Here is a 14,255-nt window from a genome sequence, read left to right on the forward strand (position 1 = left end):
AAGATGAGAAAAGAGAACATGCATCAGTCTGTTGAAGTGATTTATAAAAAAGTAGATGAATGTCCGCTTATAAATTCACAGCTTAGTTTTTTTCAGTTGGTTTATGTTGTCTCAGGTACAGGATTTCTCCATATTAATGGAAATGCAATATCATATCAAACGGGAAATCTAATGTTGCTTACGCCAAATGATTATCACACATTTGATATTACTACGACAACGGAGTTTTTATTGGTTAAGCTTAATACGGAATATGTAAAAGAATATCGCTCAAAAAGTATTGATCATATTGAATGCTTACTGCATTATGCCTCGCATTTATCAGGTTGTATTTTGAAAAGAAAAGCAGACGAATTTTTGGTGAGATCAATCGCAGAATCATTAATTTATGCGATTGATAACAAAGATATTTATGATGAAGATTTAATTACTCATTATGTAAATGCTCTGATAGTAATTGCTGCGAGAAATATTGCAGTAATAAAACCATCAGGCGTAAAAGAAAGTGCTGATAAAAGAATTCTGGAGATTATCAATTATATTCAGGGGAATATTTTATTTCCTCAAAAACTAAAAGCTTCTGCTATTGCAGAGAAATTTGATATATCTGAGACTTATCTCGGAAGTTATTTTAAGAATCATTGTGGAGAAACGATTCAGTCTTTTGTTTCCAATTATAAAATACGACTGATAGAACATCGCTTAAGTTTTAGCGATATGAGAATTAACGAAATTGTAGCTGAATTTGGTTTTTCTGACGAAAGTCACTTGAATAAGTTTTTCAAGAAACATAGAAATATTAGCTTGACGGGATATCGAAAAGCTAAGGTTTTGCCGAATTGATTTTTTACAGATTAAGTATAAAAAAAGCCGAAGAGAAATCTTCGGCTTCTATTTTTGTATGTTTTTGAAACTTACAAATTAGTCAAAGTTTTTAGATCGACTATTGTTTGAGTTGGGTTTTCGGCTTTAAACACAAAGCTTCCGGCAACTAAAACATCAGCTCCGGCTTCTACTAATTGTTTTGCATTTTTGCTTGTTACACCGCCGTCAATTTCAATTAATGTTGAAGCATTTTTGCGTGTAATTAAAGCTTTTAATTTCTGAACTTTAGCATAAGTGTTTTCGATGAAAGACTGTCCTCCAAAACCTGGATTCACGCTCATAATACAAACTAAGTCAATATCATTGATTACATCTTCTAATAAATCAATGTTAGTATGTGGATTTATTGCAACTCCAGCTTTCATTCCTTCGGCTTTAATTGCTTGTAATGTTCTGTGAAGATGTGTGCAAGCTTCATAATGTACCGTTAATCCATTAGCGCCTAAATCAGCGAAAGTTTTAATGTATCTGTCCGGATCAATAATCATTAAATGGACATCAATATATTTTTTTGCATGTTTAGAAATTGCTTCTAAAACTGGCATTCCAAAAGAAATATTCGGAACAAAAACTCCGTCCATAATATCAATATGAAACCAATCAGCCTGACTGTTATTGATCATTTCGACATCACGTTGTAAATTGGCAAAATCAGCCGCAAGAACAGAAGGAGCAATAAGTGTATTTTTCATTGTGTGTAGTTGTGTGTTGTTTTTATTACAAAGATAAATTAAAGTTCTTTTGTAATGAAAATTTTACCGCAAAGTCCGCAAAGATTTACGCAAAGCTCGCAAAGTTTTTATCCTGATTTTTTGATGAATTTATGAAGTTCACAAAGCTTTGCGAACTTTGTGTTTTTACAAGATTCCAAAAGATAAAAAAACCTTGCGAGCTTTGCGGTAAAAAATAAAAATAAAAAACTCCGGTAATCAGCCGGAGTTTCAATCATCAATCAAAAAACGAACAGTCAATCAAACTGTTGTTTGCTTTAAAGTCCAATATAAGCACTTTCGCAATAAATTCCAAATCCCAATAAAATAATTGAAATTTGGAATTTAAAATATTGGACTTATATTTTAATATTAACCTAAATAGGTTTTAAGAATTTTACTTCTAGAAGTGTGTTTTAATCTACGGATTGCTTTTTCTTTAATCTGACGAACACGCTCACGAGTTAGGTCGAAAGTTTCTCCAATTTCTTCTAAAGTCATTGGGTGTTGATCGCCAAGACCAAAATACAAACGAACAACATCTGCCTCTCTGGGAGTTAATGTTTCTAAAGAACGTTCGATTTCAGTACGCAATGATTCGTGAATTAACTCTCTGTCCGGGTTTGGAGATTCTCCAGAACGTAAAACGTCATAAAGGTTAGAATCTTCACCTTCAACAAGTGGAGCATCCATAGATAAGTGACGACCAGAGTTTTTCATAGACTCTTTTACGTCATTTACAGTCATGTCAAGTTCTTTTGCAATTTCTTCAGCAGAAGGTGGACGCTCGTTAGATTGCTCTAATAAAGCATACATTTTGTTGATTTTATTGATAGAACCAATTTTGTTTAATGGTAAACGAACAATACGAGATTGTTCTGCCAAAGCCTGAAGAATCGATTGACGAATCCACCATACGGCATAAGAGATGAATTTGAAACCACGAGTTTCATCAAAACGTTGAGCCGCTTTAATTAAACCTAAGTTTCCTTCATTAATTAAATCTGGAAGAGTTAATCCTTGATTTTGATATTGTTTAGCAACCGATACAACGAAACGTAGGTTGGCTTTTGTTAATTTTTCTAAAGCTCTTTGATCACCAGCCTTTATTCTTTGTGCTAATTCTACCTCTTCATCAGCGGTAATTAGGTCAACTTTTCCAATTTCTTGTAGGTATTTGTCTAACGATGCAGTTTCACGATTGGTTACCTGCTTGGTGATTTTAAGTTGTCTCATGTTTTTTGTCTCCTCAATTTTTAAGTGTACAAATAGTTATACGTAAGAGGATACAAAAAAGTTACAACGATATGTAAAATATTTTTTAAAATGAAAAACACTCCGTCTTAAAAGTTTAATTAGGAGTGTTTTATCGAGCTGGGGCAAACTTATATTTATTCTGAAAAATCATCAGATGTGTCTAAAATTTCGTCAAATATCTTTTTAAGTGATCTTATATAGATCGGAAATGAGATTACTAATAATATATATTCTCTTCTAAGAACTGTAATGTCATCCAGAATTTCATATAAACAAGGAATTATGACTGCTAATGAGACAATAACTCCAACCCAGGGATTATTAATTATTTTTTTCATGATTGATAAAGGCCTCATATCAGGTTGGTTGGTTAATGCAATTCTCATTTGTAGGTTTTTTGTTGTTTACAAGTGTAAAAGTAATTTTGATTTTGCCGTTATAGCTGAGAAATGTCATGAAAGCTAGTTTTCTTGTCATAAAAGCATTCTGGAAGATTGCAAGACAGAAATCGGTGCACTAAAAATGACAAATCCCCTTTGTTTCAAAGAGGATTTGTGTTTTTATATTGTAAGAAAGAATTTTTTTAAGATAAAATATTCATCTTCTTTATAAAGTCTTTATAAGTATCGCTTAAGTTTATTTTGTGGTTTCCTTTTAAGATCACAAGATTATCAGCGAGAATAATTTCTTCGATTTTGTCTGTATTGACAATAGTATTTCGGTGCGTTTTTATAAATTTATTTTTGTCTAATAAATTACTGATTTTGGTAAGGGAGATTTGAATGACAAATTTTTCTTTTTCGGTAATAATATTGCAATATCGTTCTTCGACTTCAATATACAGAATTTCACTTATGGCAACTTTTTTTAGTGAGTTTTTCTTCTTTATAAATAAATAATCATTGCTGATTACCGTGTCTTGTTCTTCGCTTAAGAAGACATTTGTTTGTTCGTAGAACTTTTCTACCGCCATTTCTATAGCATACAGAATTTCTAACTCATTAAAAGGCTTCATCAAGAAGCTGAAAGGTTTTGTAAGTTTTGCACGTTCAAAAATCTGGCGATCTTGCGAACTAGTCAAAAAGACAAAAGGTTTTGAAGCATTTGGAATAATATTTATAGATTCAGCAAACGTAATTCCGTCTGGTTTTCCGTCAAGAAACACATCGATGATGATAACATCAACGGTGTTTTCGTAAAAAAGCTTTATAGCATCTGTAAAGCTTGTGGCGACTCCGGCAATGGTATAATTGTTTTCAAGCAATACTTTGGTAAGCGCATCGCTTTGTTCTGGAGTATCTTCTATTATTAAAACATTGATATTGTCCATTATTTATTGTTTTTGGGAAAGCAAGTATTGTTAATAAGGTTTTTGGTGGAGTAAAGTAAAGAATTATTATAGAAAAAAGGATTATTTAAAGCTTATTTTTTGAAGAGCTTTATTAAAACAAAGATGTTATTTATGATTTATAAAATGTAATAAAATAAAATCCCAATCTTTTTATTAAAAAAGATTGGGATTCTAAAAAATCTTCAATTTGATTAATATTTATTTTTCTAAACGGATTACACTTACTTATAGATTAAATTCCTATGCTTGTCTTTGTTCCTCTAGATGTTGTTGGATCATCTCCTCCTGAAATAGTTTGTAATTGTTTTCTGGAAAGAGAAGTGAAGTTTTTAAGGTTTGATGTTTTATCCGCGTTTATGGTTGTTTTATTTTTCATATTTTTTTTGTTTTAAATTTTTGGATCTAACGAAGTACTTGCTTTTGAATTAAACTGCTGCACTTGTCTTTGTACCTCTAGAGGTTTTTGGATCGTCTCCTCCTGAAATCGTTTGTAATTGTTTTCTAGAAAGAGAAGTGAAGTTTTTCAAGTTTGATGTTTTCTCCGTGTTTGTGGTTACTTTATTTTTCATGGTTTTTTGGATTAATCAGGAATACTTGTTCTTGTACCTCTAGATATTGTTGGATCTGTTCCTCCTAAAATAGTTTGTAATTGTTTTCTGGAAAGAGCAGTAAAGTTTTTTAAGTTTGATATTTCTGCCGTGTTTGTGATTGCTTTATTTTTCATGGTTTTTTGGATTAATCAGGAATACTTGTTTTTGTGCCTCTAGATAATGTTGGATCTTCTCCTCCTGAAACAGTTTGTAATTGCTTTCTGGAAAGAGAAGTGAAGTTTTTAAGGTTTGATGTTTCTACCGTGTTTGTAGTTTGCAGTGCTTTGTTTTTCATGTTGTTTTATCTTTTGGTTAGATTATAAAAATAAACAAAAAAATAAAACAGCGTAAAAAAAATATAGGATAATTCGGAAATCGTTGAGTTTTTTAGCGTGTGTAATAAGTAGTTAAAAAGAACTGTTAAGAATTGCTCTATTTCAAATGAATGTATTAAACAATTGTTTTTGGAAAACTCAAAATCATTTTTGTTCCTTTATTGAGCTCGCTTTCTATGGCTAAGGTTCCGCTATTTTTTTTAATCATTTGTTTACACAATTGTAAGCCTAACCCAGTTCCTATAATTTCGGAGTTATCTTTCTTAGACAGCAATTCACTATCTGAAAGCAATTCCTGAATAGTGCTTTCTTTCATTCCAATACCTGAATCCTCGATGATAAGTTTACAAAAATCAGTATTTGTATCTTCGGAGTAAAAGCTGATTTTTCCGTTTTCATTAGAAAATTTAATGGCATTGTCTAATAGATTTCGAAGTACAATTTTTAACGAATCAAGATCAACGAAAATAAAGATGTTTTTTGAAACCGAATTTTCAAAAGTAATGGTTTTATCAAGAAGTAATGGTTTATAATTATACTCAATTTGCTGTACGACAGAGTATAAATGAACAGATTCTTTATGAAAATACAATTGTTTGGTTTGCAGCATTGCCCAATGCAATAAATTATCCAATAAACTATAAGCGCCATTGGCAATCGTACTATTTTGTATAATGAGTTGGTTTAGTTGATCGTAATTTTTAGTCTCCAGAGTTGCAGATAATTTGGCGTTACTAGTCTTGAGTGCATTTACAGAAGATCTTAAATCGTGACTTACAATCGAGAATAATTGATCTTTAGTTGCATTGAGTTCGTCGAGTTTGTTTTTTTGGAGTAATATAATTTTGGCATTTTTTATTTTTTGAGCATAAAAATAAACACCGGTGGTTAGAAGTAATAATAAACCAATTGCGGCAAAAAAGAAAGCATTACGCTCTGCATTTTTTAGCTTGTTTTGGACTTCAAGTACTTTAATTTGTTTTTGTTTTTGAGCTACAGCAAATTTTTTCTCGTAATCAGCAACTGCCCAAATTTTGTTTTGATTGTTTACCGAATCGCTCCATTGCTCTGATTCTTTTCTGTATTCTAAAGATTTCTTGAAATTGCCTCGATTTTCTTCGACAATAGCCATGTTGAATGTTGCATCTTTTTTTAAGTTGAAGTCTTTTACACTTTTAGATAATGTATAGGCTTTTTTAAAATAGTATACGGCTTGTTGATCTTTGTATTGTGCGTAGTAAAAGTTTGCAATATTTATATTAGATCGAATTATACTTTTTGTAGCTCGTTTAGGATTTATAAGAACATCTTTTTTAAAATAATATTCAGCTTTATCAAATTGTTCAAGGTGTACATAACATATTCCAATTTTTGTATATAAAGTAGCTATTTCATCTTCATCTTTATGATTCAATATTTCTTTTTCAGCCTTCAAAAAATAAATAATAGCTTTTTTAAATTTTTTTTCTAAAAGAAATAAATGCCCGATATTATTATCGATCAAATAATAATATTGGAAAGATTTGTTTACTAGGCTTAATTCAATAAATGATTGTTTGTATAGTTCTTTCTTTTTTAAGGAATAACCTCTAAAATAATGACAATAGTTTTTTGTTTCTAAGTCAGACTTAGAATTCAATTGTTTCATTGAATATACCAATGTTGAATCCCATTCTTTTTTTAAGAAAAAATATTGGGCTTTGTTAAAGTTGATTTGACTCTTATCCGACTTTGCTTTTTTTTGAATGGCAATCTCAAAATAATTCAAACTTTTATATTGCTGTGCTAAAGCTATTGTACAAAAAAAAAGAAGTAGAACAAGAAAGTGATGTGTTTTTTGATTCATCATTGGTATTTTGAAAAATTACTAGATCTAATAATAGTATTGATGATTAGTGAATTGCAAATATAGGTGTAGTTAAATGCCTATTAACAAAACGATAATCATCAATACATAATGGTGGGAATCTGTAAATTTAGCGTAGCACCGTTTTTTGGGATTAATCTCCTGAACTTGTCCTAGTGCCTCTAGAAATAGTCGGATCTGATCCGTCGCCAGGGCCTACAACAGTTGTTGAAGGAGTATATTTTAAGTAAGTGATAACTTCTGTGATATCTCCAATAGTGTCAGAGGTATAATCTGTTTCTATGTAATAGACATTATAAGTCTCTGGAGAGATCTCGTCCCATTCGTAGTCATAATAAATTGTTAAAGTGTTATCGTCCTGTGTTGTTCTTTGTACTGTAGGTTTTTCTGTTCCTTTAGAATTGATATATACAGTAGAACAAACTTTTAAGGTTTTTACTCCGTCATTGTTATAAAAGTTTGCCGAAGCCAGGGGAGGAATTGGAAAAGTTATATTTTGTATGTCTTTAAATATAAAATCTTCGGTGTTGATTTTGGTAATCTGGATAACTTGATCGTCCATAATAGGGTTTTTAGGGTTAATATCTTTATTTTTGGTAGGCTAAAGGTATTTTTTTTCTTTGAATAAAAAATGAAATACCTTTAGTTTTTCTTCATTAACTCTAAATTTATTGACTATTTGTTAAATATCGATCCCAATTTGGTTCGTTTTGTGGTTTAAATCCATCAAACAAACCATTGTTAGTCGACACTAATCGTTTTAGAAAGATAAACAGGTTGTCCTTTTTCTGTAAAACCTTCTAATACAACTTCAAAGCTTCCTTTAATATCAGAAGTATAAAAAGGAATGATCATGTCGGTATTTTGCAATTTTATATTTGGTTTCCAAAGTAATTGATATCGATAATCAGGAATTCGACTATTTGTGTTAGATTCATATTTTGGTTCATAATATGATTTTGCAGCTTCCGGTCTTAGAATTGTTGTTTTTAGGATATTTTTATCCGAGTAAATCGATGCAAAATCATTGTTTTTTGTTATGATACTTACAATTCCGTTAAACAGTTTTGGACCATAATAATATGGTGATGCCACTACGCTAATACTTTGAATTTGATAAGCATTGTAATTGTATAAAGCGTTCATGTCCTGAATTTGCAATCCATCAACCAGAACCAGACAAGGTTCAGCAGATTGTATTACGTTGTATCTGATATCTGATAAATATAAAGACGGAACTTGCTTGTAATCTTTAAAACTAAGCTCCGTAACAATTTCTATAATTGTTTCTTTAAAGGTTCGGAATCTGTCAAAATCATCAAGATTGTATTTTTTTTCATTCGACTGAAAAAAAACTGCAGTATCGCTTGATTCAATTATACTGTCTTTTTTTTGCGAAAAATAAACATTTTCGATTTGCGTTGCCAATGAACGTTCCTGAATCGCTTTCAGATTTTTACTTGAAATAGTGGTTTTGTCTAAGAAAACCAGATTTGATAAATCCGGACTTGGTTCTTTATCAATCGCAATCGAATAGTTTTCTCTTTCAGATTCTGATAACTGAAAATAACTGTCAGATACATTTGTTTGTTTATCAATTATAAAAATAAACTTGCCGTTTTGATTAGTTTTTGTGGTTTTGAAAATGAAATTTTTCCCCGGAATTGACAACGTAACTACTTTATAAGCTAAGTCAGTGTTTGCAATTTTCGAACTAATATGTCCAGTAATAATTTCGCCTCTTGTTTCAGGAAGAGCCGTTAAATCTTGCTTTAAACGTAAATCACTATTATCTGTTTTAGTATTTGACAAAATGGTAAGACTATCTATTTTTCGGATATTTAAAAAGTAATTTCCGCTTTCTAATGTCTTCGGGATTATAATAGAAGCTTTTTCTCGTTTAGAATATTTTTCTTTATTAATGCCCAGAACAATGTTGTTTGTAGTTTCGTTTGTAGAAGAACTCAGACCTTTGCTTACAACATTTTCGATAGTCATATTTATATTCTCCTGAAATGGATTTATAATCGTAATATCCATTTCAAAAAAGTTGTTTTGCGTGTTATTTAACATCCACGAAGTATAGGCGATAATTTTGTAATTTCCTGTTGGCAATGTTGTGGGAATAAAACAATCTCCAGATCCTAAACCGTTTTTTAAGCTAATTTTGTTTTTAAAAACACTTTCTTTCTGACTATTAATTATTTCTATATAAGCGACCTCACTTACGTCCGAAAGTGTTTTGTTTTTGTTTAAGCAATATAATTGATAATAAAGGGTTTCGCCTGTAAGCAGAACCGTTGTATTGGTTTTAACCAATATAGATTCTGTACTCAAATTGGTGTTTTTTTGAGCAATAATAGTAGGAGTAATGCTTATCAGTAAAAAAAGCAATACTATTGTTTTGATTAATTTTCCCAAAATGAAGGTATTACGTTAGAAGAAAATGATGTACAATCTCCGCATTCTTTATCGACCATCCAGTATGATGTGGGCGACATACCGGGACCACCGCCTATATAAACATGCGTAGTAAGAACTTTGTAATTCTCATTTGGTATTTCGCTAAATTCGATTAGTTCAGGTGTACATTGTCTAAAATATTTTGCCGGATCTACTGAAGGAAATAAGTCAGCAAAATTGAAGAAGATTCGTTTTTTAGTAACCGAAGCAACGTCAAAAAAACCAACAACTTTTTCAGATGAGTTATCTGTCGATTTTATGTTTCCAACAATAAATCCCGGTTGGTTTGGTGATAACACATCTCCTGAATCGGACATTTTCTTTGATGTGAAATAATAGTCGTACGCAAAACGGTTTTGTGTATACTGAGAAACCAGAATGCTGTAGCGATTTGCTATTATATAATCTGATTCACTTATAAAACGAACAGGGAAATTTACTCTGTCTTCAGATAAATCAGTTGTATTGGTTTGTATAATTCCCGTAGATTTTTTGGTGCTGTAACAAATGTGTGTATTTGGCTCTGCAGGCACAATTTCCATTTTAAAAGTCCCTTGATAAGGAACTAATTTTATACGTTCTGTTGTTGTATATACAGTTACGACCTTATAAGTCTCTTCGTATTCGTAGCGATAATATTTGGAAGTATTTGTTGGATCAAAGCTTTTAACATTTATCTGAGCACCTTTTTGACCTTCTCTTTCCCCGGCAACAGCCTCCAGATCAATCGTGTTTTGTGTAGTCAATGTTTCTTTTGATGACGTATATGATTTTCCTGAAGCCGCAATAATTTTTAGTTGATAATCTTTATTTGGCTCTGCTTTAAATTCATTTTCAGAAATATATTTTCCGTCTTTTTCCTTAAACGAAAACTCATTATTATCACTATCAACAACCGTAACTTTTGCTCCTGATTCTATTTTTGTTATTGTATCATTAAGAAGTCTTGTTCTTGAGATCTTTATTTCCTGATGTTTTAACTCATTTGTTATTGTGGCTTCAACAATCAGTGCGTTTTCAAGATTTTGATCCTGAAAAGCATATTGTTCTGTACAACTCGACAAAATAACACATGAAAAAACAAGTAGTGCCGATTTTTTAAATATTGATAAATTCATATTGATACGATAAATGAATTAAAATTTTATGTTATAAGTTATTGTCGGAATTGGAACAGAAAAAATAGAGGTTTTATAGGCCTTGATTTTTTTGTCCTCTGTAACAAAGTAAACATTGTACGGATTGTTTCGGCCAAGAACGTTATAAACAGAAACATTCCAGAAACTATGTGCGAGTTTTTTTATCTTGTGATTTCCTTCGATATTCACGCCAATATCCAATCTGTAATAATCCGGAATTCTATATTTATTACGATCACTATATAATGTAAATTGTTCACCAGCAAAATCATAAGATCCAATTGGATACGTGACAGGTCTTCCGGTTTGATAAACAAAATTTGTCGATAAGCTATATCTTTTTGTGAATTTATAATTTAAAATAGCACTAAAATCATGCGGTTTGTCATAATTCGTAGGGAAGTATTCTCCGTTATTTACTTTCTCAGAATCAAATTTACTGTCAAGTTTTATTAGCGCTCTGGAATAAGTATAACTCAGCCAGCCATTAAAATTTCCTTTTTCTTTCTTGATCAAAAACTCAACTCCATATGCTTTTCCTTCACCTTGTAAAAGTTCTGTTTCTATGTTTTTGTTTAATAATAATTCGGCACCAACTTTATAATCCAAAATGTTTTGCGACTTTTTGTAGTAACCTTCAATGCTTAATTCCAGTGAGTTTTTGATTATATTTTTGAAAATTCCTAAAGAAAATTGATTCGAAGATTGTGGCTCCGTATTTAAATCAGAAAGTTTCCACATATCTATTGGAGATTGCGTTGTATTGCTTGAAAGCAAGTGTACATATTGATATGTTCTGTCAAAACTTGCCTTAATTGATAAATCCGGAAGTATAAAATAACGTGCAGAAACCCTTGGCTCAAAGCCACCATAAGTTTTTATAACATCATTATTCGAATAGGTTTTGGTTTCTAAAACAGTTCTGTCTGATTTTGGAAAGTCAGTTTCGTAGACGTTTTGAGAAGCAGGCCCAAGTGCAGAAAACATAGAATATCGCAATCCTAAATTGATTAATAATTCATCATTTACCTTATAATTCTCAGTAAAAAACAATGCCGATTCCAGACCCTTTTCATTTTGCAAATCAATACTTTTAATTTGAGAAGAACTATTTGTAGGGGCAAGATAACCAGGATTTACATTGTATAACTTGCTGCTGATACCATAATTAAATACATGCTTTTCATTCAGAATGTATTTCATTTTAAAGATAAATTGAGTCTCGTTGATTCTGTAGCCATAATCAAAAGATCTTTCAGGTTGAGAATCGTAGTTGATATTAAACTTATATTGACTATTGGTTATGATAAATGAAGATTTATTTTTCTCATTAAAATCATGATCCCATTTTACAGTCGCTAATTGATTATTGTATTTATAAACGGAGTCCGAAGAAATGCTGTACTTGTCATGACTATAATAAAATGAAGTTTCAAGATTATCTTTTTTCGTAAGTTGATGGTTGTATTTTAGAAGAATATCATAAAAAGAAGCCTGACTATTTTCTAAGTTTGAATCTTTGATAGTTTTCAAAATCCAATCGGAGTAACTTGCCCGACCACCAAATAGCAAACTCGATTTGCCTTTTACAATCGGAACTTCGAGCGTGACATTACTCATTACTGGTCCAATTCCTGCTTCTCCGGAAAGTTTTTCAGTATTTCCGCTTTTAGATTTAATGTCAAAAACAGACGAAAGGCGACCTCCAAATTCGGCAGGAATACTTCCTTTATAGATATCTGCTTTTTTTGTTGTAAAAGGATTTACCGAAGAAAAGAATCCTAAAAAGTGAGACGGATTGTATAAAACTGCATTGTCTAGTAAAAATAAGTTTTGGTCATCTTTTCCTCCTCGAACATTAAAACCTGCAGATCCTTCGCCCGTAGTTTTTATTCCCGGAAGCGTTGTTGCTACTTTAAAAATATCTCTTTCGCCCAATATCAAAGGAACATTTTTGATATTCTCAACATCTATACTCGTAAGCCCTGTAATGGCCGAATTTACAGTTCTTGTTTTTTTATTTTCAATGACAATTTCTTTAAGAGCATTTACATTTTCGTCCAGATTAAAATCTACTTTTCCATTACTGTAAAGTACAATTTTCTTGACCTTTGTTTCGTGATTAAGAGATTGTGTTTCAATTGTGTTAATTCCCGCTGGTACTTTAAAACTGTAGTAACCATTTGCATCACTTGTTGTGCTAAAATCTTTGTCTTTTACCTTAATAGTAACATTATATTCGGGTTTTCCTGAAGTCCGATTTTTGATATAACCAGATAAAGTATGCATTTGCGAATTATCTATCAAAGATTGTTTTCCTAGCATTATAATAGAATCGGAATCTCTTTTTGTGCCATTTATATACTGTTTGTTATAAATAGGAGCGACTAATAATTTGTCATTTTTAGAAGGCGTACTTTTAAAATAACTCTCTGATATTGTATTCGATATTAAAAGAACATTACTTAAAATAATACTATTTTGATCAATGTAATAGTTTATCGTGGTATTATTAAAAATATCATCCAGAACAACTACAATAGATGTATTCTGAAATTTTCCAGAAATAAGTTCGTCGTTAGATAACCATTGATCCTCAAAATAAAAGTGAAAAGAGCTATTTTTTTCAATTATTTCGATGGCTTTTTTTCGCGTTACATTAGAATATTCGATAGAAATATTTTTTTCCTGAGAAAAAAGATAAACGGGCAGTAAAAAGAATAAGAAACCTAAGAGATGTTTTTTCATTAATTTTTTGAACTAAGACTTTGTAAATTGTTATCAATAAATTTTATTAAATCTGCTTTAAATTGATCGGGGTTATTTTCTTCCAGGAATTTATTTTTTCTGTAGTAATCTTTAATCTCAGATTTTAATTGAGGGAATATTGATAAAAGCTCTTTTTGAGTATTTATCGTTCTAAATTTTGATTCGAAAAGGAGCTCGAAATTGCGGTGTTCTTTAAATTCTGTATATACTGCGTTTTCAGTAATATCTTCTTTTGAGGTTTTAAAATGCTTGATATATAAGGTGATATTTTTTCCCAGATATTTTTCTTCAAAAAAGCCAGTTATGTCTTTTGGATATTTGTATTTAGTGTCAATATTGACAAATTTTTTATCTCCAATTATAAAGTAATCTGTTTTCTCGCTGATTAAGTCAATTGCTAATGAAGTCGTATTTCCAAATGATTTTACAAGTAGGTCTTTGTAAATGTCATACTTAATAAGAATGTTTTCGTATAACTGATTGTCGTAATAAATAGTACCTGTAACAAAATTTTTGTTTAAATAGTAATTGTGATCATTTTTAAGATTATAGCGATCGATGTGAATTTTACCGTTATTACTATTTAAAATTTCTTCCCCGACAGTTTTATCAAAATAATTGGAGATTTCTTTTTTTGCACTCGATTGGCAAAAACAAGAATTGGAGTAGCTTATAAGGATAGAAATTATTATTGCGTAATTTATCGGTTTCAGCATTTAGGATTTTTTTTGTAAGGGAATTTAAATGTAACGCAATTTAATCGAATAAATATTACAATTTTGCAATAAAATTGCAGTTTTTTGCAATTTTATTGATTTGTAACAAAAAAACCTGTTTCGGTTAAATGAAACAGGTTTTTTCTCTAAATAAACTTTAGTAAACTAAAGAG

The 14,255-nt window shown here is 30.7% G+C and carries 15 protein-coding genes; 1 reads left to right on the forward strand and 14 read right to left on the reverse strand.

Going from position 1 to position 14,255, the window contains the following annotated elements; translation table 11 throughout:
• Positions 1-3: 3 nt before the first annotated feature.
• A complete protein-coding gene (locus CLU81_RS14945; protein ID WP_199174570.1) occupies positions 4-843 on the forward strand; it encodes an AraC family transcriptional regulator in 840 nt (279 codons plus the stop codon).
• A 71-nt stretch (positions 844-914) separates the two neighbouring features.
• Here the strand turns inward: CLU81_RS14945 and rpe are convergent, their stop codons facing one another.
• From rpe to CLU81_RS14995, 14 genes are all read right to left on the reverse strand, one after another.
• The gene (rpe, locus tag CLU81_RS14950; RefSeq protein ID WP_099710537.1) at positions 915-1,577 is read right to left on the reverse strand and encodes a ribulose-phosphate 3-epimerase; all 663 of its coding nucleotides are present in this window, start codon (positions 1,575-1,577) and stop codon (positions 915-917) included.
• 390 nt (positions 1,578-1,967) lie between these two features.
• On the reverse strand, positions 1,968-2,831 hold the full coding sequence (locus tag CLU81_RS14955; RefSeq protein WP_007804760.1) for an RNA polymerase sigma factor RpoD/SigA: 864 nt from the start codon (positions 2,829-2,831) through the stop codon (positions 1,968-1,970).
• Between the two features lie 155 nt (positions 2,832-2,986).
• Positions 2,987-3,238, reverse strand: a complete 252-nt coding sequence (locus tag CLU81_RS14960) for a hypothetical protein (RefSeq protein WP_099710538.1) — start codon at positions 3,236-3,238, stop codon at positions 2,987-2,989.
• Positions 3,239-3,435: 197 nt separating this feature from the next.
• Positions 3,436-4,182 carry a LytTR family DNA-binding domain-containing protein gene (locus CLU81_RS14965; protein WP_099710539.1) on the reverse strand — a complete coding sequence of 249 codons (747 nt, stop codon included), beginning with the start codon at positions 4,180-4,182 and terminating at the stop codon, positions 3,436-3,438.
• A gap of 253 nt (positions 4,183-4,435) precedes the next feature.
• Positions 4,436-4,579: a hypothetical protein gene (locus CLU81_RS26815; protein ID WP_158235336.1), complete on the reverse strand. Its 144-nt coding sequence runs from the start codon at positions 4,577-4,579 to the stop codon at positions 4,436-4,438.
• 49 nt (positions 4,580-4,628) lie between these two features.
• Entirely contained in the window at positions 4,629-4,772 is a 144-nt protein-coding gene (locus CLU81_RS26820) for a hypothetical protein (protein WP_158235337.1), read from the reverse strand.
• Positions 4,773-4,783: 11 nt separating this feature from the next.
• A complete protein-coding gene (locus tag CLU81_RS26825) occupies positions 4,784-4,927 on the reverse strand; it encodes a hypothetical protein (RefSeq protein WP_158235338.1) in 144 nt (47 codons plus the stop codon).
• Positions 4,928-4,938: 11 nt separating this feature from the next.
• A complete protein-coding gene (locus CLU81_RS26830) occupies positions 4,939-5,088 on the reverse strand; it encodes a hypothetical protein (protein WP_158235339.1) in 150 nt (49 codons plus the stop codon).
• Between the two features lie 155 nt (positions 5,089-5,243).
• Positions 5,244-6,977, reverse strand: a complete 1,734-nt coding sequence (locus tag CLU81_RS14970) for an ATP-binding protein (protein ID WP_233209716.1) — start codon at positions 6,975-6,977, stop codon at positions 5,244-5,246.
• 151 nt (positions 6,978-7,128) lie between these two features.
• Positions 7,129-7,557: a hypothetical protein gene (locus CLU81_RS14975; protein ID WP_099710540.1), complete on the reverse strand. Its 429-nt coding sequence runs from the start codon at positions 7,555-7,557 to the stop codon at positions 7,129-7,131.
• Between the two features lie 179 nt (positions 7,558-7,736).
• Positions 7,737-9,332: a hypothetical protein gene (locus tag CLU81_RS14980; protein ID WP_144444507.1), complete on the reverse strand. Its 1,596-nt coding sequence runs from the start codon at positions 9,330-9,332 to the stop codon at positions 7,737-7,739.
• A 71-nt stretch (positions 9,333-9,403) separates the two neighbouring features.
• Positions 9,404-10,576 (reverse strand): DUF4249 domain-containing protein, encoded by a 1,173-nt coding sequence (locus CLU81_RS14985; RefSeq protein ID WP_099710542.1) that lies wholly within the window; start codon positions 10,574-10,576, stop codon positions 9,404-9,406.
• Positions 10,577-10,594: 18 nt separating this feature from the next.
• Positions 10,595-13,345: a carboxypeptidase-like regulatory domain-containing protein gene (locus CLU81_RS14990; protein ID WP_099710543.1), complete on the reverse strand. Its 2,751-nt coding sequence runs from the start codon at positions 13,343-13,345 to the stop codon at positions 10,595-10,597.
• Positions 13,345-14,082 (reverse strand): hypothetical protein, encoded by a 738-nt coding sequence (locus CLU81_RS14995; protein WP_099710544.1) that lies wholly within the window; start codon positions 14,080-14,082, stop codon positions 13,345-13,347. The genes CLU81_RS14990 and CLU81_RS14995 overlap by 1 nt, the downstream gene beginning before the upstream one ends.
• Between the last annotated feature and the right edge of the window lie 173 nt (positions 14,083-14,255).

Origin of the sequence: Flavobacterium sp. 9, assembly GCF_002754195.1 — a bacterium.
Lineage (GTDB): Bacteria > Bacteroidota > Bacteroidia > Flavobacteriales > Flavobacteriaceae > Flavobacterium.

Coding starts and splice junctions, on each gene's coding strand:
- CLU81_RS14945 (WP_199174570.1), top strand. CDS start 4: ATGAGAAAAGAGAACATGCATCAGTCTGTTGAAGTGATTTATAAAAAA.
- rpe (WP_099710537.1), bottom strand. CDS start 1,577: ATGAAAAATACACTTATTGCTCCTTCTGTTCTTGCGGCTGATTTTGCC.
- CLU81_RS14955 (WP_007804760.1), bottom strand. CDS start 2,831: ATGAGACAACTTAAAATCACCAAGCAGGTAACCAATCGTGAAACTGCA.
- CLU81_RS14960 (WP_099710538.1), bottom strand. CDS start 3,238: ATGAGAATTGCATTAACCAACCAACCTGATATGAGGCCTTTATCAATC.
- CLU81_RS14965 (WP_099710539.1), bottom strand. CDS start 4,182: ATGGACAATATCAATGTTTTAATAATAGAAGATACTCCAGAACAAAGC.
- CLU81_RS26815 (WP_158235336.1), bottom strand. CDS start 4,579: ATGAAAAATAAAACAACCATAAACGCGGATAAAACATCAAACCTTAAA.
- CLU81_RS26820 (WP_158235337.1), bottom strand. CDS start 4,772: ATGAAAAATAAAGTAACCACAAACACGGAGAAAACATCAAACTTGAAA.
- CLU81_RS26825 (WP_158235338.1), bottom strand. CDS start 4,927: ATGAAAAATAAAGCAATCACAAACACGGCAGAAATATCAAACTTAAAA.
- CLU81_RS26830 (WP_158235339.1), bottom strand. CDS start 5,088: ATGAAAAACAAAGCACTGCAAACTACAAACACGGTAGAAACATCAAAC.
- CLU81_RS14970 (WP_233209716.1), bottom strand. CDS start 6,977: ATGATGAATCAAAAAACACATCACTTTCTTGTTCTACTTCTTTTTTTT.
- CLU81_RS14975 (WP_099710540.1), bottom strand. CDS start 7,557: ATGGACGATCAAGTTATCCAGATTACCAAAATCAACACCGAAGATTTT.
- CLU81_RS14985 (WP_099710542.1), bottom strand. CDS start 10,576: ATGAATTTATCAATATTTAAAAAATCGGCACTACTTGTTTTTTCATGT.
- CLU81_RS14990 (WP_099710543.1), bottom strand. CDS start 13,345: ATGAAAAAACATCTCTTAGGTTTCTTATTCTTTTTACTGCCCGTTTAT.
- CLU81_RS14995 (WP_099710544.1), bottom strand. CDS start 14,082: ATGCTGAAACCGATAAATTACGCAATAATAATTTCTATCCTTATAAGC.